This is a genomic window from Neobacillus sp. PS2-9 (genome assembly GCF_030915525.1).
In the GTDB taxonomy this organism is placed as follows: Bacteria; Bacillota; Bacilli; order Bacillales; family Cytobacillaceae; genus Neobacillus.
The window spans coordinates 3,881,696-3,904,718 of the sequence record NZ_CP133269.1 but is presented as its reverse complement, the minus strand read 5'-3'; the positions used below and the strand labels follow the sequence as shown (position 1 = coordinate 3,904,718).

16 protein-coding genes are annotated in these 23,023 nt (G+C 36.8%); 11 read left to right on the top strand and 5 right to left on the bottom strand.

Annotated elements, in window-relative coordinates:
• Positions 1–206: 206 nt before the first annotated feature.
• The 4 genes from RCG25_RS19575 to RCG25_RS19560 form a co-directional block, all read right to left on the bottom strand.
• Positions 207–1,289: a Ger(x)C family spore germination protein gene (locus RCG25_RS19575; protein WP_308080494.1), complete on the bottom strand. Its 1,083-nt coding sequence runs from the start codon at positions 1,287–1,289 to the stop codon at positions 207–209.
• Positions 1,282–2,367 (bottom strand): GerAB/ArcD/ProY family transporter, encoded by a 1,086-nt coding sequence (locus RCG25_RS19570; protein WP_308080493.1) that lies wholly within the window; start codon positions 2,365–2,367, stop codon positions 1,282–1,284. Before RCG25_RS19570 ends, RCG25_RS19575 begins: the two co-directional genes overlap by 8 nt.
• A gap of 18 nt (positions 2,368–2,385) precedes the next feature.
• Positions 2,386–3,876, bottom strand: coding sequence for a spore germination protein (locus RCG25_RS19565; protein ID WP_308080492.1), 1,491 nt, complete (start codon positions 3,874–3,876; stop codon positions 2,386–2,388).
• A gap of 234 nt (positions 3,877–4,110) precedes the next feature.
• Entirely contained in the window at positions 4,111–5,331 is a 1,221-nt protein-coding gene (locus tag RCG25_RS19560) for a helix-turn-helix domain-containing protein (protein WP_308080491.1), read from the bottom strand.
• A gap of 412 nt (positions 5,332–5,743) precedes the next feature.
• Here RCG25_RS19560 and RCG25_RS19555 point away from each other — a divergent pair, with 412 nt between their 5' ends.
• The 6 genes from RCG25_RS19555 to RCG25_RS19530 all read left to right on the top strand — a co-directional run bounded on the left by RCG25_RS19555 (position 5,744) and on the right by RCG25_RS19530 (position 13,676).
• Entirely contained in the window at positions 5,744–9,886 is a 4,143-nt protein-coding gene (locus tag RCG25_RS19555) for a S8 family serine peptidase (RefSeq protein ID WP_308080490.1), read from the top strand.
• Between the two features lie 429 nt (positions 9,887–10,315).
• Complete coding sequence (locus RCG25_RS19550) at positions 10,316–11,089, top strand: crotonase/enoyl-CoA hydratase family protein (protein WP_308080489.1); 774 nt, start codon at positions 10,316–10,318, stop codon at positions 11,087–11,089.
• A 78-nt stretch (positions 11,090–11,167) separates the two neighbouring features.
• Positions 11,168–11,971 (top strand): SDR family NAD(P)-dependent oxidoreductase, encoded by an 804-nt coding sequence (locus RCG25_RS19545; protein WP_308080488.1) that lies wholly within the window; start codon positions 11,168–11,170, stop codon positions 11,969–11,971.
• Positions 11,972–12,012: 41 nt separating this feature from the next.
• Positions 12,013–12,240, top strand: a complete 228-nt coding sequence (locus RCG25_RS19540) for a hypothetical protein (protein ID WP_308080487.1) — start codon at positions 12,013–12,015, stop codon at positions 12,238–12,240.
• Positions 12,241–12,266: 26 nt separating this feature from the next.
• Entirely contained in the window at positions 12,267–13,406 is a 1,140-nt protein-coding gene (locus tag RCG25_RS19535; protein WP_308080486.1) for a thiolase family protein, read from the top strand.
• Positions 13,407–13,493: 87 nt separating this feature from the next.
• Positions 13,494–13,676: an acyl-CoA dehydrogenase family protein gene (locus tag RCG25_RS19530; RefSeq protein WP_308080485.1), complete on the top strand. Its 183-nt coding sequence runs from the start codon at positions 13,494–13,496 to the stop codon at positions 13,674–13,676.
• A 187-nt stretch (positions 13,677–13,863) separates the two neighbouring features.
• Here the strand turns inward: RCG25_RS19530 and RCG25_RS19525 are convergent, their stop codons facing one another.
• Positions 13,864–14,775 carry a LysR family transcriptional regulator gene (locus RCG25_RS19525; RefSeq protein WP_308080484.1) on the bottom strand — a complete coding sequence of 304 codons (912 nt, stop codon included), beginning with the start codon at positions 14,773–14,775 and terminating at the stop codon, positions 13,864–13,866.
• A gap of 142 nt (positions 14,776–14,917) precedes the next feature.
• Between RCG25_RS19525 and RCG25_RS19520 the strand changes: the two genes are divergently transcribed.
• From RCG25_RS19520 to RCG25_RS19500, 5 genes are all read left to right on the top strand, one after another.
• Positions 14,918–16,432 (top strand): long-chain-fatty-acid--CoA ligase, encoded by a 1,515-nt coding sequence (locus RCG25_RS19520; RefSeq protein WP_308080483.1) that lies wholly within the window; start codon positions 14,918–14,920, stop codon positions 16,430–16,432.
• A gap of 73 nt (positions 16,433–16,505) precedes the next feature.
• Entirely contained in the window at positions 16,506–18,026 is a 1,521-nt protein-coding gene (locus RCG25_RS19515; protein WP_308080482.1) for an aldehyde dehydrogenase family protein, read from the top strand.
• A 45-nt stretch (positions 18,027–18,071) separates the two neighbouring features.
• Positions 18,072–19,280, top strand: a complete 1,209-nt coding sequence (locus RCG25_RS19510; protein ID WP_308080481.1) for an iron-containing alcohol dehydrogenase — start codon at positions 18,072–18,074, stop codon at positions 19,278–19,280.
• 368 nt (positions 19,281–19,648) lie between these two features.
• Positions 19,649–21,553: an alkyl/aryl-sulfatase gene (locus RCG25_RS19505; RefSeq protein WP_308080480.1), complete on the top strand. Its 1,905-nt coding sequence runs from the start codon at positions 19,649–19,651 to the stop codon at positions 21,551–21,553.
• A gap of 162 nt (positions 21,554–21,715) precedes the next feature.
• The gene (locus RCG25_RS19500) at positions 21,716–22,987 is read left to right on the top strand and encodes an MFS transporter (protein ID WP_308080479.1); all 1,272 of its coding nucleotides are present in this window, start codon (positions 21,716–21,718) and stop codon (positions 22,985–22,987) included.
• Positions 22,988–23,023 lie beyond the last annotated feature (36 nt).

Here is a 23,023-nt window from a genome sequence, read left to right as displayed (position 1 = left end):
TAAAAACATTTTTCAATTAAATACGGTCTTTCCAATTATAATTAAAACTATAAAACCAGGTTGTTTCACCTTTAAAGGGTTGAGGTCGGGGGTTCGTTACCCTTACAGATCATACATACAAAACCTTGGTATCCGCTGTGTTATCAAGGCTTTATATAACAGGAAAATTAGTATGAAATAACTTAGTTGAATAATCCTGAAGAGTATTATTCAACAATTCCCGTTTGTTTAATTTCAACTTTAGCATGAACAAGGACCTTTACTTGAGGGTAAATTAAATTCCATGACTTCTCATTAAATTTACGATAATGTTCTTTATATTTTGCTCCTAGACCTAATGGATCCACTTGATGGTCCTGAAATCGATTGACTATTTTCAAGGAACCCTTTTCTAAAATCTGTTCCACTCCCTTTTGAAGTTTTGGTTTATCAATAGGTACCCTTTGTTTCTTTGGAGAAGAGAACTCTTGAAGTCTAGTGTTCATTTTTAAGTAGATCGTAAATACTGGTCTACCCTTTACTATTTTCACTTTGTATTTTGCATTTGAATGAAGAATATCTAAAACGACCTTCTCACCATTACTTAAAATAAATTGGTGTAGCCCGTGGTTGTATGTATCAACCAGCCCTTTAAAAATAAACAAATCGTCCATCGATAAAGCTGTGACAAATCGATCATCCTTAAAAATGGCCAACCCATTGATCTTAATTGTATCTTTTTCCTTCTTGATTAGTGGCAAATAGGGATCCTGCCCAATCTGAGAAAATTGAAAGAGAAAGCTGTGTAAATTAGACCGAGTAAGCTGACCGGATTTCATATTTTGCTCCAGTAATTCATGTATAAATAAGGAGGTGTTCTCTGTTTTTAATTTATCCGTTGATAATAAATCAAATGAATCACCATCTACAATGGCCAGTTGAACAAGGTTTCCTATGGAGGGATCACGGTTTAGGGTATCTACAAAATCATTAATTCCTCTTTTTGACAGTTCCTTTCCATAGAGAGCTAAACGAAGCTGCCCACTTAGTAAAGGATATCTAGTCTCGTTATTTAAGATGGCACGAATCTCTTTGCTCGATCGCCCAACACTTGCTTTGATTTCGGTAGAGGAAGATTTGTCTTTTTTAAAAATAGGAAATACGATCGTCTCTTTTATTCTGTTTTTAGAAGCCACATCATACCCTACGCCCTGTGCCATATTTATTTCATTGACAATGGTGGGAGGGATCAGGGAACAACCCGTTAGAAATAGTGGAATAATCAATCCAACTACAGAACGCTTATCCATTTTTATTACCCCTTTTTAATATGGTAAGGACTAGAAGTAGAATAGGGATATAAGCATAAAAGAACCATAAATTCATTTGTATAATATATTTATCTAACAGATCTTTATAAGGGTCTTTGATCAATTGGCATAGTAGGACACTAGTAAAGCTAAGGACAATTAAGGTGTATTTTTGCTTTTTATTAAAAATTTTCTTAAGACCCCTGCTAGAACACCATAGTAAGAGTGCGAGTAAGGAAGTAACAATGACTAAATACATAGAAATATATAAGTACTCAAATCTTTCCAAGTAAGAAAACTTCATGATTTTAGTTAAAGACAGCTCTGGCCAAATGGTTGATGCTAATTGTTTTTCACTATAAAAGGAAAACGAGACAATGGCAGAAAAGGTGTAGAGCAGGGTCGTAAATAGGGCTCCTAAATGAGCAAATTTTCTTGATGAGTATCCATTTTTTATAAAAGGATAAAACATGAGCAACGTTTCCGTTCCCGCTAATGTGTACATGGAGCTTTTGACAGAATCCAATAAATCCATAAAGGAATGATTCATAATTGGTAATAAATTTGAAAAATGAGCCATTTTTATTGGAAAAACATAGAGAATGATGAGATAAATTTGTGGATACATAAAAGATAAAAATGAGATTCCAACGACGACTCGAAACCCTCCGGACACACAATAATAAACAAGTACCAATATAATAAGGGAAAGAATCCATGCCGACAAATTGGGAAACATCCAGACCTGAATGATTTCAATGTAACCAAGCAAAACGGATACACTAGCTAACCAGTAATACAACATAATAATCAAGCTGAAACTGTTGCCAATGATTTTACCAAACACCATAGAATGGACATCGACAATATCCCCCTCGGCTTTTGCTAAAAGCTTATACATCATCCAGATAAAAAGTTGAACAAAGCATCCAGCCAGTAAAATGCCAATCCAAGCATCATAACCGGCCTTTTTTGCAATGATTCGTTGAAAACTTAAAATCCCCACACCAACCTGTGAACTATAGATCGTAAAAAAGACTAAATAGGGAGAAATTTGATGCCTTTTATCAATTTGCATAAAAAATATCCCCCTTCTTTATTCATAGAAATCATTCATGGGCTCTGGGTTCTTTCCACTTCCAGTAGACTTTCTCTTTTTTTGCGGCCTAAGGAATTGCGGATTCTCTTTTTGCTTAGAAAAAGGAAGTCTAATCCATAGATCTTGGAAGGCCGTTTTCCTTAAGGGGTACACGCTTACATATGGACGCCCAAGTGAGGTAAGTCGCAGCACATGTAAAACGGTAAATAATAATCCCACAAACACCCCAAATAAACCTAAGAATTGGGCAAGAAAGATTAATGGGAATTTAATAAATCTAATGGTGTTGCTAAATTTATAGACAGGTGCTATATAGGATGCTAAGGTTCCAAGACCTACTAAAATAAGCAAAACATTACTGGTTAAGCCTGCTTCAACGACGGCTTGACCGATGACAATGCCACCAACAACGCCAAGGGATTGTCCAATTTTCGTAGGTAAACGAATACCAGCTTCTTTCACCATTTCTATCATAATTTCTAAAAATAGAGCCTCTAAAAAAGGAGAGAATGGAACGGCTACCCTTGAACCAACCAAATTTTCTAATAATTTTGAAGGTATCAATTCATAATGATAGGTCAGAGCCGCGACGTATAAAGGACTGACAAGACTTGATATGAAAATAGAAAAAAATCGTAATAAGCGGAAAAAATTAGAAATGATCCATGAGAAACTATAATCCTCCATGGCTATTAAGGATTCAATTAAAGTAACAGGTGCGATGACAAGATTCGGTGACCCGTCAGCCGCGATAATAATTTTCCCTTCAGGGAGTCCTGCCGCAACCCGATCGACTCTCTCAGTTGAAATTGATTGAGGAAACAAGGAGTGAGAATTATCCTCTATCATAGACGCAATATAGGAACTGTCTAAAATTTGATCATACTGGATATCCTCAATTCGTTGAATCACCGTGTTTACGTTTTCTGGATCAGCGATCCCGTCCATATAAATGACCGCTACTCTAGTTTTTGACAGTTCCCCGACTTTCATTTCTTTTACAAGTAGTTCAGCAGCTGGTAATCTTTTTCGAATCAGATTGATGTTGGTGTCTAATTCTTCAATAAAGCCAACTTGTGGACCTAATGCTGAGGATTCCATGGTCGGAATGCCGACATCGCGAAATTTACTGTTCGCAATATTAATTAATAAACATTCTTGATCGTATTGATTCTTTTGAACAGCTATATATCCATTTAGAAGGTTTTGGGTGATTTGAGATTTATCATTAGTAAAAGAAATCCCTTGTACGGGTATTTTGCTTTTCAATTCTTCGAGGCTTAGCTGTTCCTGTAAATATGGCAACACATCTTTATGTAAAATGTCTGATGATATGAGGGTACGAAAATAGGAAAGCCAAAAGGGCTCCTTATCTAGTAGAGAGGTATGCTCATGAACAAAATCATTGGATTTAGAAAAGCGTTCAATCCAGTTTTGTTCGGGTGAATTTTGGGATTCCTGTTCCGTATCATTGTTTTGTAACTTCATCTGTATCCCTCAACATAATTTTTTCTCATTATGTGTAGAACCGGGAATTTTATGCGTATGAATCATTTTTAAACATTTGAAGGGTTAAATAAAAGTTGAACTTTACAACCTTGACAGAGTTAGGGTATTTATTTGTGCCTCAAAAAAAATCTGCAGACCCTTTAAAGAGAGGATCTGCAGATATTGTCGGTAACTATTGGGATGTCTCTAAATAATAAAAAAGGCATTTTCTATTTAATGATTAATCAATACATGGGCCATTTTTAAGGCCTTACCATTTTTTTTCTGTTTATAATAATAATTAAATAATTCTTTTTGGGAACGTTTAATTAAATAGACAAAACCAAATTTTTTAAAGAAAGGTAATGAAGTATCGAACAAGTATTGATAGTATTCGTGTTCTTTATTTTGAAGTAAATAACTAAGTAAGGTAAATAAGATTAAATATAATTGTTCATTTTTCTTTAGAGCTTTTTCAAGTCCTCCATTAACAAGTTGTAATAATTCATCTATTGGAAGTAAACTCCCATAATATGCACTTCGTATATACCCTTCTAAAGAAAGTAAATAAGGACTTGATTCATTATTTTTAAGAGACATTGACTCCTTATAGTATTTATTGGCTAGTTCATAATTTTTTCTTCTAAAGTATTCAAAAGCTAAGTTGTGTAATACCTTTGCTTTTCGATCGGGTGAATTACAAAGGTCACAGCTTTTGATTAAGCTTTCAAACCTCTGAATGGTCTCCTTAAAATCTCCATCATCTTTTACTTGAATCACCATAAGCATTTCTGCATCAATCACTCTGAGATAGTTATTAATTTCTTTAAAAAATTGACGCGATTTATCTGCGAAAAAATAAGCCATAGCTGGTGATTCGATCGAATGATACGCAACTGCTAAATAATAGGTATATTCCTTGTTATTGTAATCTGTGTCATTTATTGATTTTAATACTTGAATGGCTTTGAGATTTTCATGTTTTGCTAAATAGTAAACTCCTAAAACGTGTTTGAACAAATTAGCTTCATAGACAGATAATTTATGTTCTTTCTTTTGGATTTCCTTGATGATGGTAAATGCTTCGTCAGTCAAATTATGCATTAGTAAATACTTAACCCGAAGTAATTTGTAAAAATAAATATAATCAGAGATCTGAATTAAATCTTCCTGCTCAAGTTCATAATTAATAAGATCCATTTCGTCAAATAATTGCATGATAAGAACATTATGCCAATGGCTTAAGCGCTTTTTTATATTATTAAGTTTTGCTATTTCATTTTCGATATTTATTCCTAGACGATCTGATAAAAGAGTGATTATTTCAGGTGCATATTCAGTATGTAAACGCTCAATTTTACTAATATGTGTTCCAGAACAAATCCCTTTTCCTAATTGCTCTTGAGTTAATTGGTATTTTTCGCGATAAAACCTAATGATTTTCCCCTCATCCATAATGAAATTCTCCTTTAGATAAATTTTCTTTGATGTGTTTGAGCATTAGAAAACCATGATTCCCCCAAGTACAAAGATATTTTTTCGATATATATTACTAAAAATTGTTTAATTCTCCAAAATTCGATGTATTTAATGATATTTTTGAAGAATTATGTAGCGGAATTAGAACAACATGTTGAACTATTCCCCCAATTTACCGAGAATAAAAGCTCAAGTAGAATATGAATTAATAGAGTTATCTAATTATTCACACTCTTATTTTACACTATCATTCTATCAGGAGGAAAGCGATGCTCTAAGTGAAATGTAACCATTTTTTTGAGAGGTAACCTGTTAGATTCTTATTTTTAAAAAGTAATAGGTTTAAAATTTGTAGCTGAAATCAAAACAGTAGAAGGAGCGTTGAGTAATGAAAATTCGAAAGAAACAATTCCTAAATGTAATGGCATCAGGTGTAATAGCATCCAGTTTACTTACATCTTATTTAATGCCTCAGCAAAAAACGTATGCTATATCAAATTCTGTTGAATCGATTTTAAAAGGCCTGACAGAAGAACAAACACAATCTATTAAGAGATTAACTCCACAAGAAGGGTTTATTATTGATCCAAGATTATTGTCACTTAAAGATAAAACCGCAAATGTCATTGTTGAGTTCAAAACAGCTCCGGTCGAAAATGCTCAGCAATCAAAAACAAAAGGTACATCTAAAAATAAAGCAGAAAAGATAAAAGGGGAACAAGAATATTTTAAACAACGATTAACTGAAATTTTTAAGAAAAAGGAAGAGTTAAACAAAAATATAAAAGAAAATTCAATTAAATATCAAATTAAACAAACTTATCAGAATGTATTTAATGGAATGGCTATGACGATTCCTACAAATGAAATTAATACATTGCTTGAGACTGGTGTAGTTAAAAGGATTTGGAAAGACAATGTCGTTAGTTTACCGATAAATGAATCGACTACTACTCAAGAACCAACAACTGGAAAAATAATTCCACCAGCGCTCCCTCATATAGGAGTTGATCGTTTACATAATGAGGGCTTAAAAGGACAAGGGATAAAAGTTGGGGTACTTGATACAGGGATTGACTATAATCACCCTGATTTAAAAGATGTTTATAAAGGCGGCTATGATTGTGTCGATAATGATTCTGATCCAATGGAAACAACTAGAGCGAAATGGCTTGGATCTGGTCAACCTGAAACGATAGATGGTAGTTCATACTATACAGAACACGGAACTCATGTTGCTGGAACAATCGCATCTAACCCTAAAAATGATGTTGAATATGCCATGACTGGTGTAGCTCCGAATGTTGACTTGTACGCATATCGAGTATTAGGAGAATATGGATCAGGATATGATTCAATGGTTATCGCAGGAATAGAAAGAGCGGTAGAAGATGGAATGGACGTAATAAATCTATCATTAGGTAATGGTAATAATCATTCCTTAGACGCAACATCTGTAGCCATCAACAATGCAGCATTAAAAGGGGTCATACCAGTTATAGCCGGAGGAAATGCAGGGCCAACTCCTGGTACGTTAGGTTCACCAGGTGCTTCTCCACTAGCAATCACTGTGGGTGCTAGTGATGTGCCGACTGATATTCCAACCGTTAAAGCAAGTTTAGCAGATATCTCAGTTCAAAATACTTTAATGGGGCATGGCCTTGGTAAGGATTATCTACAATTAATTGATAAAGAGTATGATGTTGTTGAAGTAGGAATTGGTACTGAAGAGGATTATACTGACAAAGACATTAATGGGAAAATGGCATTAATTTCTCGTGGTACTATTTCATTTGATGAAAAAATCCGACGAGCTCATGATAAAGGTGCTGTAGCTGTATTGATTTACAATAATGAGGATGGAGAAATTCCATATTTCTTGGGTGAAAATCATGGCTATGTCCCAACATTTAAAATGTTACAAGGTGATGGAGTAAAACTTTCAGATAAATTAAAAGCGGATCCAACTACTAAACTTAAAATATCAGATTTACATTCAAATATGACCTCTGGTGATGTGTTAGCCGATTTTAGCTCACGTGGACCAGTAAATAATAACTTTGATATTAAGCCAGATGTGGTAGCACCTGGGGTGTCTACTTTCTCTACTGTTCCAGAGTATATTAATAGTCCAGAAGATGGTGTCGATTATTCTAGTGGTTATGCGAGTTTAAGTGGAACATCCATGGCAACACCACATGTTGCTGGAGTTGCAGCCTTATTATTACAATCACATCCAGATTATACAGTTGCAGATGTAAAGGCAGCGCTTATGAATACTGCTGATCCTTTAAAAGGTCGTATGTACAATGTGAATGAAGTTGGAGCAGGACGTGTAGATGCTTATGAGGCAGTACACAATACAACGTTATTGGAAGTACAAAATAAGACGACTTCCTTAGATGAAAATGGATCCAAAATAGAAATCGATGACATTTCAGGATCTATACCTTTTGGTAGTATTGCACAATCAAGTGAGACGCAAAATAGAACAACCTCGATTTCTATTAAGAATTTAAGTAGTGAACTAGAAACATATCATACAAGAGTAGAATTTTTAACAATCGATGGTGTTTCAAGAGATGCAATCAAGAGCGGTGTGACGCTTCAACTACCATCGACGATTGAAGTGAATGGTAATGAGAGTAAAAATATTAATGCAGAAATATCAATTCCAGCTAATGCAGAATTTGGTATATATGAGGGATATATTTATATTGAAAATGATTCCAAAACTGCAGAATATCAAATTCCTTTCCATGTTCGTTATTCTAAACCTGGATTTGAAAAGCTTAAATTTTTTAAACATGCAATAACGAATGACCTTAGTAATTTTCATCCATACATCGAGCCGTTTACACCAGTCGAATTCAAGTTAAATAGTCATATGAAAACGATTGATGTCGTGGTTAGCGATCTTGAAGGAAAACCAATTGGGTTTTATGGCACATTTAATTTAGAAAATGCGTCAGTTGATACGGATTACTTAATTTTCTTCGGATTTTCAGGTGAAGTAAAGCATTTTACAGGTGATCCGAATAAACCGTTAGCACTAGAATATGAATCACTTAAAGAAGGTAAATACATCGTTTCTTATATTGGTACAGGGGTAGATGGTAAAACATATAAGATTGATAATGACATGGTGATCGATAATACCGCTCCAACACTGGAATTTGATAAGAAAACAGGAATCCATGAACTTTCTAGTTCAGATTTAACAACTGAAAGTTATGACGGACAAGATTATACAGCATATTGGGTGCATGGAAAATTGTATGACGATACGATTGATTATTTAAAAAGTAGAGGTCATGACATCACTCAAGAGGCAAATACCGCGTATGCTTATCAAGATTCTTTTTGGCCAACAGCTGAATTTTTCCCAAATGCAAATGGTGAATTTAAATTTGGTGTCTTACCAGAAGAATATGCAAACTATCCAACAAATGTAGCCATATATACTTATGATTACGCTACAGCAGGAAATCCGACTTTCCCAGACTTTACTTTTATTAATAAAGGAAGTAATTATTCCTTAATAAAAAACAATACAAAAGGTGTAAGTCTTGGATCGGAGTTTGTAAATACATTTACTGTTCAAAACGCTTTAGATTTAACAAGTGCTTCTGTAACAATCGATGTCCCTGATTTCTATAAAGTTGTAGACGTTAAGCCATCTAAACAGCTAGAGGATCTTGCAAAGAAAAATAATTGGACAATTCACGTTGCAAAGCCACAAATTACAGAAAACACTTGGTCTAATATTTCAACATTTGCTGTAGATATATCAGACAAAAAAACACAATTACCAGTTTCAATTAATGATGATATTGATTTATTGGATATCACATTAAAAGTAGTCGATGACCATAATTACTTTGTAGAAAGTGGATTCTATTATCAAGAATCTTCCTATCAAACAAGCTCAGGTAGTAAGTCTTCTTTACCAACATTTGCTGAAAGGTTTAAATTCATTTCCCAGCACTCATGGTTCGAAGGGTACTATCATGGTGAAGCAGTTAATTTAGATAATTATGATTTAGACTATTCAAAGATTGGGACAAAAGCTTATCTGGTAGATAAAAAAGGTAAAAAGTACTCTGCATATATTTCAGAAAATGGTTATATGACAATAACGGATATTCCTGCAACGAAGGATGAATATACGTTAATCGTCGATATTCCTGGGCATTTCCAATACAACAAAAAAGTAACTTTAAGCAGGACGATCGATGGAGTAGTCCAAGGTATTTTCTATAATGTCTATACGGATACGGCTGCTGCTGGTGATGTCAACGGAGATAATGTAATCGATATTTATGACGCAAAGCTTGTTGCAAACAATGCTGGAATTTCAGGGGATAGATTGAAAGAAGATCTTAATAAAGATGGAGTCGTTGATATTGTTGATTTCAACTATATTGAGAAGAACTTCATGACTATTAATCCTTATGTCCCAACATCCAATAAGCCGGTTGAAAAAACGGAAAAACTATCCTTAGAAGAATTGAAAAAAAGTTTTAATTAAAAAAGAGGGTGCCTTTTGATAAAAGGCATCCTTTTAAGATTGTATACAATACAAAAACAGACATGTGGCTTAATTTAAAACCTGGCGTCCAAAAACTTATTAATTTTTCGATATACATAGTTTTCTCCTTAAAATATAGAAGTCTAGATTATATTTACTGCACTAGTAGTAAATTTATTTAAGTGTAAATTATATATATAATAAATTCACGTAATTTCTAATTTTCTGAAAATAAAAGGTAGAACTGGAATTAGTGAGATTTTCGTCGGGGTGGGTAATTCAAAAGTAAGATAGATAGTTGAGCTGAAAAAGATGTTTCGAGAATATATAGTAAAGAGATCAAACGCTGTACGAAATACCGTCGAAAGAGGGGCCGTACGGAAATTTGCAGTACAAATACGTAAATTTTAACTTGTGAGGTAATTTTTAATGAAAGTATTAGTAGAAAAAAAAGAAAAAATCTGTACGATTCAAATCAATCGACCTAATGTTAGAAATGCCGTTGACCGTGAGACAGCACAACAGCTAGCTGAAGCACTTCGTGATTTTGAAAATGATGAAAATCTAAATGTAGCTGTACTGTATGGTATGGGAGGTACGTTCTGTGCAGGTGCTGATCTAAAAGCGTTCTCAATAGACGATGGCAATCGTTTGGAAATAGATATGTCGAAGGATGGTCCTATGGGTCCTAGTCGAATGAACTTATCAAAGCCTGTCATTGCTGCAGTATCAGGTCACGCTGTTGCAGGAGGGTTAGAGTTAGCAATTTGGTGCGATCTTCGTATAGTTGAAAGAGACGCAATATTCGGTGTTTTTTGCCGTCGTTTTGGTGTGCCACTTATAGATGGTGGAACCCAACGATTACCTCGCTTAATCGGTATGAGCCGTGCACTCGATATGATTTTAACTGGTCGACCAGTTGGGGCTGAGGAAGCACTCTCAATGGGGCTTGCCAATCGAATCGTCGAAGTAGGAACTGTGAAAGAAGAAGCTGAAAAACTAGCAGCTCAGATTGCTCAGTATCCTCAATTATGTATGAAAAATGACCGAAAAGCAGTTTATGAAGGATTTGATTTAGATTTTGAGAAAGCAATGCAGTTAGAATTCACTTTAGGAATGATTGTTGTACAAAGTGGTGAATCCAAGAATGGTGCTAAACGCTTCGCTCAAGGGCATGGCAAACATGGGATTTTTAATAATTAATGAGAAGTAGAATGAATTTCATAAATAGTGAGACTAATAGAAGTTGATTTTCTATTAAATTAAAGGAGGACGAGAGAAATGGAAGGAAATGTAGCTATTATTACTGGGGCAGGACGAGGAATTGGTGAAGCAACTGCAGAAAAATTAGCAAGACAAGGAGTAAAAGTAGTTCTAACTGACATAGATCAAGAACGGGTAGAAACAGTAAGATCTAAAATTGTTGAATTAGGTGGGGAAGCCATTGCCTTTTCAGGGGATGTAACAGAAAACGAGTTCCCTTCCATGCTTGTAGCAGAGGCTGTATACTCCTTTGGGCGATTGGATGTTTTGGTCAATAATGCAGGATATACATGGGACGGACTTGTTCACAAGATGACGGATGAACAATTTCGGAAAATAATGGAAGTTCATTTAGTGGCACCTTTCCGTCTTATAAGAGAAGCAGCACCCTATATGAGGGATGCGGCAAAAAAAGAGATCGAACAAGGGATTAACCATTACAGAAAAATTATTAATGTGTCTTCGATTGCTGGATTGACAGGAAATGTCGGACAAACGAATTATGCATCAGCTAAGGCTGGTCTTTTTGGCTTAACTAAGTCAGTAGCAAAAGAATGGGGGCAGTTCAACATCAACTGCAACGCAATAGCTTTTGGAGTTATGGATACACGATTAACCCAACCAAAAGAACAAGGGGAATCCATCAGCGGCATTCCACTTGGCATCCCTAAGAACGTGCGTGAACAATTGACAAGAGCCATTCCTCAGAAGCGTCCAGGAACAATCGAAGAAGCTGCGGATGCAATCTATTATCTCACTTCCCCAATGTCAAACTATGTGAATGGAGCCGTCTTACAAGTAAATGGTGGTATTTATATGTAGGGATACCACGAATTCAATCAGTATGAAGAATCGCCAATGGTTTGAAACAAAAAGGTGTTGAAAAAGGAAATCATGTAGTGTTGCTGTTGGAAAATTCCCTGAGTTTATCCCGTTTATTTATGCATGTTGAAGAATCAACAAAGATTAGCTATATTTTTAAAAATGCTAGAGTAGATACAGTCATTTTGATTCCAGAATTAAAACCGATGACTGATGAAATCAAATTAGAAATGCCCCAGGTTTTGCACGTGATGACTACAGAATATTAATTTAATCGAAATGGAGAGTTGAATATATGAGAGAAGCTGTAGTCGTTGAAGCTGTACGGACACCAATAGGTAAGCGGAAAGGAATTTTTAAAAATATTCGTTCCGATGATTTAGTAGCGCAAGTTTTACAGGAACTTGTTCGGAGGACGCAGATTTCAGCAGAGAGTATTGAAGATGTCATTATGGGATGTGTGTCACAAGTTAGTGAACAGTCAGGGGATATCGGGAGGGTTGCAGCACTGATTGCCGGATATCCTATCACAGTGCCAGGAACAACGATCGACCGCCAATGTGGATCCAGCCAACAAGCCGTTCATTTTGCCGCTCAAGCGATCATTTCTGGAGATATGGACGTGGTTGTTGCAGCCGGAGTGGAGAATATGAGCCGTGTACCGATGTTTTCATCCATACAAGGAGCGGAATTGAGTAAGGGCTTGACCTCAAACTATGAAATAATCAACCAAGGTTTGTCCGCAGAGTTAATTGCAGAAAAATGGAATATAAGTCAAGATGACATGAATCAATTTGCGGTGGGCAGCCATCAAAAGGCTATTCAAGCAATTAGAGAGGGTCGCTTTGAAAGGGAGATTATACCGATTTTCGGTGAAGATGGCCAAGTCTTCAATCAGGACGAATGCCCACGATCAAATTCTACCCTCGGGGACCTTCGTAAGCTAAGTCCATCCTTTAAAAAAAATGGATTTATACATCCAGGAATATCTAGTCCTATTAGCGACGGGGCAGCTGCTGTCTTAATTATGTCACGTGAGAAGGCTAATGAATTAGGTCTTAAACCACGCTGTCGGATCATCGCTCGAACAGTGGTAGGTTCCGATCCAACATTGATGCTGACGGGACCGATACCTGCTACAGAAAAAGTACTAAATAAAGCAGGTCTATCGTTAGAAGATATTGATATTTTTGAGGTAAATGAGGCCTTCGCATCTGTTCCAATTTCATGGTTGAAGGAAACAGGGGCAGATCCGAAGAAATTAAATCCTAACGGTGGTGCAATCGCATTAGGTCATCCTTTAGGGGCTAGTGGAGCTAGACTGTTCGTGACAATGCTTAATGAGTTAGAAAGAATAGGTGGGCGATATGGGTTGCAAACAATGTGCGAAGGTCTTGGAATGGCCAATGCATTAATTATTGAACGACTTGACTAAAATTTTTAAAAGGAAATTTGGAGAGTCATTTGCAATGAAAAAAATGGCTTCTGGGGAACTCGTTGGTGCTATTGGTTTATTACATTGATGCAAGAATTACCACTTGAAAAGGCTATTCTGGCTGTTGCAGCATATGGAGCAATGGAATGGGCTCTGGAGATCACGATTAAATATCTTCATGAAAGAGAAGCTTTCGGAAAACCACTTAGTAAACAACAAGTTATTCGACACAAAATTGCTGAGATGGGGGGGGCACATCTGAAATTATGAAAGAAATTATAAGTAAGGACATACTAGGTTCGTAAAGCAGGAGGCTTTACGAACCTAGTATGTGAATTAATGAGTGATGTTAGTTAAAGATGGTAGGCTTATTTACATCTGTGTTTCTATTTTGGTTAGTCCATTAAAAGGCGCTTTTCTTGAATTTAAGGCCTTTTTCCCATTAATCATTACGAGGTTAATGTGTCAGCATTCGAGAGTGGAATTTAAAATGTTCTAAAAATTTCTTTGCGTTTATTGAAAAATGATTATTATCTGAGCGTATCCATGCTAAACCTACATTTACCTGTTCGTAATCTATTATGTCGAGAGAGACAATCTCGCCTTTTAAAACAGAAGGATCATTTTTTATGGAAAAGTCGGGCCCGAAGCTTATTCCTAATCCTTCAATGATTGCTTTTTTTATTACTTCTGTATTATCAGAGGTAAATACAATGTTCATGGGTCCAAATTTACTAATAAGGTTATTGGCAAATCGTTTCACATAATCACCATTATAGAGAACAACGTTTTGTGTGATTAGTTGTTGGGGAGTTATAGATTTATATTTAGCTAATGGTGAGGTTTGGCCGACGTACACCTGCATCTTACCTTCAAGTACCACCTCAAATAGTAGATCCTCTCTTTTTTTTAATAAATCTTCGTAAACCGTGATTAGGCCAATATCAATCTGTTTATTTTGGACATTTTCTATAATATGCTGGACAGCTTTTTCTGAAATTTCTATATTCACATTTGGATAGGCGTTTTTAAAAGAAGATAAAGGTTTTAATAGGAACAGCATAAAGCCAGGTATAGCTGATAATTTTAAATTTCCAGAAAATACAGTGTTATAGGCTTGGGCTTCATCTTTAAATTCTTGAAGTTTTGTTAATACTTCATATGCCTTTTTAATTAAGGCTTTTCCTTCATCAGTTGGAACAGCGCCAAGTCGTCGATGGCGTTTAAATATTTTAACACCTAGTTCATCTTCTAATCTAGTAATAGATTGACTGATTCCCGATTGAGAAACATGCAGGTTTTCTGCTGCTATAGAAATTGTTCCTGTTTCGGCAACCTTTACAATGTATTCCAATTGTTCAATATGCATAGTTTTCTCCTTCAAATATAGAAGTCTAGCTTCTATATACTTCATTAACAGTTGATTTATTTCAGTGTAAATTATATATATAATAAATTCAAGTAATTCTTAATTTTCTTAAACTTTAAAAGAGTGGGGGAGTAAGAAAAGAATGGTTTTGAATTTGAATGAGAATTTAAAGAACAGTGCAGAAAGATATCCAAGTAATATAGCCTATACGTTTTTGTACCAAAGTATAACGTATGCAGATCTTGATAATGAGGTAGATTGTGTTGCAGCGGGGTTATCTTCAATAGGACTCAGAAAAGGGGACAAAGTTGCTTTACTCCTTGGAAATTGCCCTGAGTTTGTAACTGCTTACTATGGGATTCTTCGTGCAGGTGCAGTAGTTGTTCCAATTAATCCAACCTACACTTCAGCAGAAATTTCTTATATTTTATCAAATAGCCATGCGAAAGCTGTGATTACTGATTCTCCTTTAGAGTCAACAATTTCTCCATTGAAAGAGCAATTAGAACATTTGAAGATGGTCATCTATACAGAATCGATCAAGTCTGAATTGTCATGGGAGGTTCTCTTTCAAGAAACAAATGATATTTTTGTAAGCCCTTCTATCCATGAGGATGATCTGGCAGTCATTCTCTATACTTCCGGAACAACTGGAAAGCCGAAAGGCGCCATGCTATCCCATCGAAATATGGCGTCCAATGTTGAATCATTATCTAAGCTTACAGAGTTCACAGAAGGAGACCGTATGATTACTGTTCTTCCAATGTTCCATGTGTTTTCTATGTCGGTTTGTATCAACTTGCCCATTGCCTGTGGGGCAACAATTGTCATTGTTCCGAAATTTAGTCCTGCTGAGGTAATAAAAACGATTAGAAGAGAGAAAGCGACCTTGTTTGCTGGGGTTCCAACCATGTTTAGCTTCATGCTTCAGTTGCCCGAGACAACAGCAGCAGATTTCTCTTCTATTCGCGCTTGTTTTTCAGGTGGTGCTTCGATTCCGGTTGAACTGCTTCATCGATTTGAAGAAAAGTATAACGTACAAATTATAGAAGGCTATGGGCTTTCTGAAACTGCCCCTGTTACAGCTTTCAACCCATTGCGGGGAACACGTAAACCTGGTTCTGTTGGTATAGATATACCAGATGTAAAGAACAAAGTGGTGGATCCGGATGGAATGGAAGTTCCAAGAGGAGAAGTCGGAGAATTGATTGTAAAAGGTCCGAATGTGATGATGGGGTATTTAGGAATGCCGGAAGCTACATTTTCAGCCTTGAAAGATGGATGGTTTTATACAGGTGATTTGGCCCGAATGGATGAAGAAGGATACATATATATCGTGGACCGTAAAAAAGATATGATCCTTGTTGGCGGGTACAACGTCTATCCGAGAGAAGTGGAAGAAGTATTATATCAACACCCGGCTATTGTGGAAGCAGCTGTAATAGGGATTATCGATACAGAATATGGAGAGATTGTAAAGGCTTTCGTTGTATCTAACGATGAATGTTTAACGATGGATGACATCTTGCATTTCTGCCAGGACAAGCTTGCAAAGTACAAGCTTCCAAAGCTAGTGGAATTTATGAAGGAATTACCTAAGAACAGTACAGGTAAAATTTTGAGAAGAGCTTTGCGTGTTGAACCAGTGGAAGTTTAATAAGTTTGATAAAGAACTTGTCTAAAAAACAATTGGTGGATTTTTAATGAGTAAATAACAAGGAGGAATTTTTATGGTATCAACAGTGCAAGCATTGGAATTTCCACTCTTTTTAAATGGAGAGTGGAAGCCAGCTATAAGCGGAGAAACGTTTAATGTAATAAACCCTGCAACTGGTGAAGTCGCGGCTAAGGTGGCGAAAGCTGGGAAAGAAGATGTAGAGGCAGCTGTTTCATCTGCCCGCCAGGCTTTTGAGTCAGGAGTATGGTCTAAAAAATCTCCACAAGAACGTGCTCACGTACTTGTCCAATTTGGAAATAAGATCATTGAACATGCTGAAGAATTGGGTTACTTAGAGTCTATTAGTTCGGGAGCTACCGTTCGACGGATTTCAAACTTAGACATCCTATCCATTGTGGATCTCTTACAGCAAACTGCAAAGTTTACTGTCGAGTATCCGTATGTTGAGTCTCTTCCTACTGTCCCATTTCCTGGACCAAGTAATAATCAAGTTTGGCGAGAGCCGCTTGGGGTGGTAGCAGCTATAACTGCTTGGAACTTTCCAATGATTTTAGCAATGTGGAAAATTGCTCCTGCGTTAGCTATGGGGAACTCGATCGTAGTTAAACCAGCATCCAATACTCCGTTATCTACCTTGAAATTAGCTGAATTGGCTGCTCAAGCTGGAATCCCGGCAGGTGTATTCAATGTTGTACCTGGCCCTGGTGCCAGCATTGGAGAAGCACTTGTCACGCATCCAAGTGTAGACAAAGTAGCATTTACCGGTTCTACAGAAGTAGGGAGCCGCATTATGGAGCAGGCATCTAAAACGGTGAAACGTGTCACGCTTGAGTTAGGCGGGAAATCACCGGCAATCGTATTGCCTGATGCTGACATGAGCATTACCATTCCTGGCATTTTATTCGGATTCTTGACACACTCTGGACAAGTTTGTGAATCCGGTACGCGTGTATTAGTACATGATTCCATTTATGAACAAGTAATTGAACAATTAGCTGAACTTGCCAGCACGATTAAAATTGGAAATCCATTAGATATCGCAACAGGAATGGGACCGATGGTATCTCAGCAACAATTGGATACCGTACTTTCTTATATTGAATCCGGAATTCAAGAAGGGGCACGATTGATTTGCGGAGGAAAGCGTGCAATTGTTGAAGGATTTGAAAATGGCTATTATATTGAGCCTACCATTTTTGCCGATGTTCATAATGACATGAAGATTGCTAGAGAAGAAATCTTCGGTCCTGTGCTCTCAGTCATCCGTTACTCCACAATTGAGGAAGCAATCGAAATAGCGAATGATACGATTTATGGATTAGCAGGTGGAGTTTGGACAAAAGATGTAAATAAAGGAATGAAAATAGCCCGTGAATTAAAGGCTGGAACGATCTGGATCAATGATTGGCATATGCTCCGCAGTGATGCTCCATTTGGGGGATACAAGCAAAGCGGTTTCGGGCGAGAGCTAGGCCGCCATGCACTGGACGAATATTCGCAGCTAAAGCATGTTCACTGTTCACTTGTACCTGAAGTAAGCCAAAAACATTGGTACCAAATATTATTGGGATAATACAGATTCATTTATTAATACAAAAATAAAAAAGCAGGTGATTCTATGTCGACATCATTTTTTCAATTTTCTGTTCGAACGGTTGTAAATAGCGGGGCGGGATCAAGAACTTTGCTTCCTGAGATGATAAAAGGGCTTGGGGGTAAACGAGCAGTACTTTTCACGGATAAGGGTTTAACCCAGGCCGGAATTACAGCTCAAATTAAAGAATTATTTGAAATCATGCCGGGTACGCCTGAGCTGGTTGGGGTGTTTGAAGATATCGAACAGGATGCAAAAGGTGAAATTATTAATCGAGGAGCTCGTTTCTTTAAAGAATGCAACGGTGATTCCTTAATTGCTCTTGGTGGCGGCAGCGTTTTGGATACGGTAAAAGGGATCAAGTGGATGCTCCATAAAGGTTTGAATGATATACGTGATTCCCTTCTTACCGGAAATGTGATGGAGTGGTGGCCAGAAGCCCAATATATTTTTATTCCGCATGTAGCTATTGCGACAACGGCGGGTACGGGTGCTGAAGTATCACCAGTAGCCGTTATCCTTAATGAAAAGATTGGAATAAAAACAAATCTTCTTCATCCATTTATCAATGCAGATATGGCGATTCTGGATCCGGATTTAACTGTAGGGCTTCCTCCTAAAATCACTGCCTTTACAGGATTTGACGCATTAACTCATGCAGTGGAGGCTTATTTTTCACAAAAGGCCAATCCGATGACAGACGCCTATGCAATTCAATCGATTCGAATGATTGTAGACAATTTAGAAACTGCTGTTCGAAAAGGGGACGATCTTTCAGCAAGAGCGAATATGCTGATGGCAAGTTCGATGGCTATTTCTGCTTTTTGCCTTGCGATGAATGCGGTTCCAGTCCATAACATGGCACATGCGTTAGGGGCAAAATTTCATATCCCGCACGGGCTTGCAAACGCTGTATTGTTGCCGAATGTAATGGAGTCCCTGCCGACGTACTATTTGCCAAGAATTACGGGGTTTGCCCAAGCGTTGGGAATCGCAAATCCATCAGAGCAACCAGAGAAATGTTTAGCGGAAGTTGTCCAATATATAAGAGATCTCCGCAAAGCAGTGAATTTGCCAGACACTTTTGGTGAATTTGAATGTAACGAAGAGACGCTTCAACATTTGGTACCAGCTGTTCATAATGACCCTGCCGGAGTTTTCTATAAGATACCAGCCACGATTATCACCAAAGTAATAAATGAAGTTTTCGAGGTACCTGCGATAAAGGCTTAATCTCGTTTACAAGATGTAAAACGCTAATTTTACATTTCATAATCTGGCAATCTAGTTATATGGAAAACACTTGAAAACTCCTCTTAATGTTTGGTTGGTGAACTGACATTATAGCCAGGTAGTCAAAAGTGTTTTCCTTTTTTTAAAATTTATGCTTTGTTAAACTTGTCTGTTGATTTCCGCTCCAGGAGCTTCGCTTTCCGTGGGCGTTTCGGCGAGCCTCCTCGGCGCTTGCGCCTGCGGGGTCTCCCCAGACCCGTACTCCCACAGGAGTCTTCGCTCCTTCCGCTCCAATCAACAGGGTATAAAAAGCAACAATGTTATTTAACACAGCCAAAATTTAAAAATAATAATCCTTGGAGGTTTGTATGAAAAGTAAAGTTTCAACTCAACCTATGTCCGCAACTTCTTTTACAAAAAAGGCAAATTTAGCAGTGTACGAATCTCTAAATTTTGATGATTTACAGGATTTCGTAGATGCAAACCGAGGCTTTATTGCACCTTTAGAATCCACCATGATTAAGGATAATTCTGGGGAAATCATCTGGGACATCGATAAGTTAGAATTTCTAAACGACACTGCTCCTGAGACAGTGAACCCAAGTTTATGGAGAAATGCACAATTACAGGCTATCTCTGGTTTGTTTGAAGTTGTAGAAGGGGTTTATCAAATTCGTGGACAATCAATCGCCACCACTTTCTTTTTCGAAGGTAAACAAGGAGTCATTGTCTGTGATGCATTAGGAAGTAATGAATCCGCTGAAGCTGCAATGGAATTATATTATAATCATCGACCAAGAAAGCCAGTTTCAGCCATCATTATTAGTCAAAGTCATGCGGACCATTTTGGCGGTATTCAAGCAGTTCTAAAATATGCAGAGAATCCAGATATTCCAATTATAGCTCCCCAATATTTTACAGAAGAAGCGTTAAGTGAAAATGTGCTTTTAGGCACAATCATGGCGAGAAGAGCAGAGTATCAGTTTGGTAAAAATTTACCAGACGGTACGAAGGGCTCCGTATCTATAGGTATAGGTAATACGATGAGTTCAGGGACGATGAGTTTTGAGAAACCTACTGTTGAAATAGTAAACGAAATCCAAACGATGGAAATCGATGGGGTAACCTTTCAATTTTTATTAACTCCAAACACAGAAGCACCAGCTGAAATGCATTTTTATATCGAAGAGTACAAAGCATTATTCGTATCAGAGAACGCCAATAAATTGATGCATCAAATTTATACGGTAAGAGGGGCAAAAACGCGGGATGCTCTTCATTGGGCTAATTCACTCAATAAAACAATCGATTTATTTGAAAATGAAGAGATTGATGCCTTGCTCATGATTCATGCATGGCCTGTTTGGGGCAAAAATCAGGCATTAAACCACTTGAAATTGCAACGTGATTTATATAAATATATGCACGATCAGACAGTGCGTTTAGCCAATCAGGGATATACGATGGATGAAATTGCTGAGACAATCAAGCTTCCAAAAGCATTAGATACTTATTGGGGGAATCGTGGGTATTATGGCACGTTAAAGCATAACTCAAAGGGCGTATACAATTTTTACTTAGGTTATTATAGTGCTCATCCTTCAGATTTAGATCCATTACCACAAGTGGAAGCGGGTCTTAAATATGTAGAATACATGGGTGGAGCGGCTAACATTTTGAAACAAGCAAAAGCTGACTTTGAAAATGGTGAGTATCGCTGGGTAGCTCAAGTATTAAAAAATGTCGTAATGGCCGACCCGGAAAATTCGGAAGCAAAAAATTTATTAGCAGATGCATTCGAACAATTAGGATACCAAGCCGAATCAGCCAATTGGCGTAATATTTATCTTGTTGGTGCATCAGAACTAAGGAATGGAATTAATAAAGATAATTCCCCATTAGATGTTTCTGGAATCATTAAAAATATGCCAGTAGAAGAATTTTTAAAGCTGATCGCTGTTAAACTAAACGGCCCAAAAGCAGATGGTAAAAAAATAGCGTTGAATGTAACGTTATCAAATTCCAACCAAGAATACGCTATTTATTTAGAAAATTCTGTCTTAATATATAAATCTGGTAAGTTAAATGCTGATCCAGATGTTTCCTTAACTATTGATCAATTCACATTCTATGGAATTGGGCTTGGTCTGCTTTCACCAGAACAAGCAGTAGCAGCAGGTAAAGTATTCATTTCTGGTGACCAAACAAAATTGAATGAATTTTTATCACTATTGGATGAGTTCGACCGTCTTCCAAATATCGTAACTCCTTAATTAACTGAGAAAAATCATTTATGATTCAATTTTTTTCACAATAAGCACCTGTTCAATCTTACTCGCTATTAATGCGGGCAAAGCAGGTGTTTTACTCCTTAGGTATGATTTCTAATTTTTATCGAAAAAAATGAATATATTTGGTGAGAGGCAGGAGTTTGAATGAAAAGTTGGACGAAATGGATTATTTTATTTGCACTTTTTATTATGTCTATTATTAATTTTGCTGACAAATCCATTACAGGTTTAGCCGGAATTCATATTATGGAGGATTTGAATCTAACCTCCATTCAGTTTGGCATTGTTGGCAGCAGTTTTTTTTGGTTGTTTTCAATAGTTGGAATAATAGGGGCTTCTTTATCTGATCGTTTTGGAACTGGGAAATTACTGGCTATTATGGCGATTATTTGGACAATTACGCAATCTATGATGTTGTTTGTATCAAGTCTACCAATGCTTATATTTAGTAGAGTATTACTAGGTGCAGGAGAAGGTGCTTTTTCTGCAACCGCAATCAGTCATCTTAGTAAATGGTTTAAACCGGAATCACGTGGACTTGCCATCTCGATTATAAATTTTGGCAATGTTGTGGGGATCGCTGTTACAGCCCCAATTGTGGTTTTTCTAATCTCAAATTATGGTTGGAAACAAGCATTTTTTATTTTTGGTATTTTAAGCTTTGTCTGGTTACTATGTTGGCTTTGGCTGGGACGGCTGAAACCAGCTGTTTCTTTTGAAGAAGAAGTATTTAAACAGGAAAACAAACAAAATTTTAATGGGAAAGATATCTGGAAAGCTTTACGATCTCCTATTTTTATTTTTACAACCCTATCTTCATTTGTTGCTTATTCTTTGATTGTCTTTGGACTCACCTTTAATCCTGCATACCTAATGAAAGTAAAGGGATTGTCTGAACAACAGTCTGCAATGGTTATTGCCATTTCCGGATTAATGGGAGCGATTCTTGGAATGGTACTAGCCATCATTTCAGATCGTTTATACAAAAAAACTCAAAGTTTGTGGAAGTCGCGAACTCTATTTACTGCCATTTGTGCTATTCTAGCAGGGATTTTGTACTCCATGTATCCCCTAGTAAATGCTTCGGGTTCGATCATCATTATTCTTTCTTTAGTAAATACATTAGTAGTCACAATAAACACACTTAATCCTACAGCAGTAACTAGTTTACTCCCACAGCGAAGAGGTGTTATGACAGGTACTTATTATGGAGTAATGTCTTCATCAGGTATAATTTCTCCAATTATTTTTGGAAAACTCATCCAAGCTTCTGGTTCAAATCCAGGAGGTGGTTTTAGTACATCCATTTATGGGATGGCAGTTGGTATGGTGATTGCAGCTATACTCATATACCTTTTCGGAAAACCAAAACAACGAATCTCAACTGAGAATGATAAAAGAATAGTGAACCTCTAATGGCAACTTTGATTTAAAAAAATTTTAAAAGGATGT

Excerpts from the sequence above, each read along its gene's own strand:
- RCG25_RS19510 (WP_308080481.1), top strand. The coding sequence starts at position 18,072 with ATGTCGACATCATTTTTTCAATTTTCTGTTCGAACGGTTGTAAATAGC.
- RCG25_RS19525 (WP_308080484.1), bottom strand. The coding sequence starts at position 14,775 with ATGCATATTGAACAATTGGAATACATTGTAAAGGTTGCCGAAACAGGA.
- RCG25_RS19575 (WP_308080494.1), bottom strand. The coding sequence starts at position 1,289 with ATGGATAAGCGTTCTGTAGTTGGATTGATTATTCCACTATTTCTAACG.
- RCG25_RS19555 (WP_308080490.1), top strand. The coding sequence starts at position 5,744 with ATGAAAATTCGAAAGAAACAATTCCTAAATGTAATGGCATCAGGTGTA.
- RCG25_RS19520 (WP_308080483.1), top strand. The coding sequence starts at position 14,918 with ATGGTTTTGAATTTGAATGAGAATTTAAAGAACAGTGCAGAAAGATAT.
- RCG25_RS19560 (WP_308080491.1), bottom strand. The coding sequence starts at position 5,331 with ATGGATGAGGGGAAAATCATTAGGTTTTATCGCGAAAAATACCAATTA.
- RCG25_RS19500 (WP_308080479.1), top strand. The coding sequence starts at position 21,716 with ATGAAAAGTTGGACGAAATGGATTATTTTATTTGCACTTTTTATTATG.
- RCG25_RS19550 (WP_308080489.1), top strand. The coding sequence starts at position 10,316 with ATGAAAGTATTAGTAGAAAAAAAAGAAAAAATCTGTACGATTCAAATC.
- RCG25_RS19570 (WP_308080493.1), bottom strand. The coding sequence starts at position 2,367 with ATGCAAATTGATAAAAGGCATCAAATTTCTCCCTATTTAGTCTTTTTT.
- RCG25_RS19535 (WP_308080486.1), top strand. The coding sequence starts at position 12,267 with ATGAGAGAAGCTGTAGTCGTTGAAGCTGTACGGACACCAATAGGTAAG.
- RCG25_RS19545 (WP_308080488.1), top strand. The coding sequence starts at position 11,168 with ATGGAAGGAAATGTAGCTATTATTACTGGGGCAGGACGAGGAATTGGT.
- RCG25_RS19505 (WP_308080480.1), top strand. The coding sequence starts at position 19,649 with ATGAAAAGTAAAGTTTCAACTCAACCTATGTCCGCAACTTCTTTTACA.
- RCG25_RS19515 (WP_308080482.1), top strand. The coding sequence starts at position 16,506 with ATGGTATCAACAGTGCAAGCATTGGAATTTCCACTCTTTTTAAATGGA.
- RCG25_RS19530 (WP_308080485.1), top strand. The coding sequence starts at position 13,494 with ATGCAAGAATTACCACTTGAAAAGGCTATTCTGGCTGTTGCAGCATAT.
- RCG25_RS19565 (WP_308080492.1), bottom strand. The coding sequence starts at position 3,876 with ATGAAGTTACAAAACAATGATACGGAACAGGAATCCCAAAATTCACCC.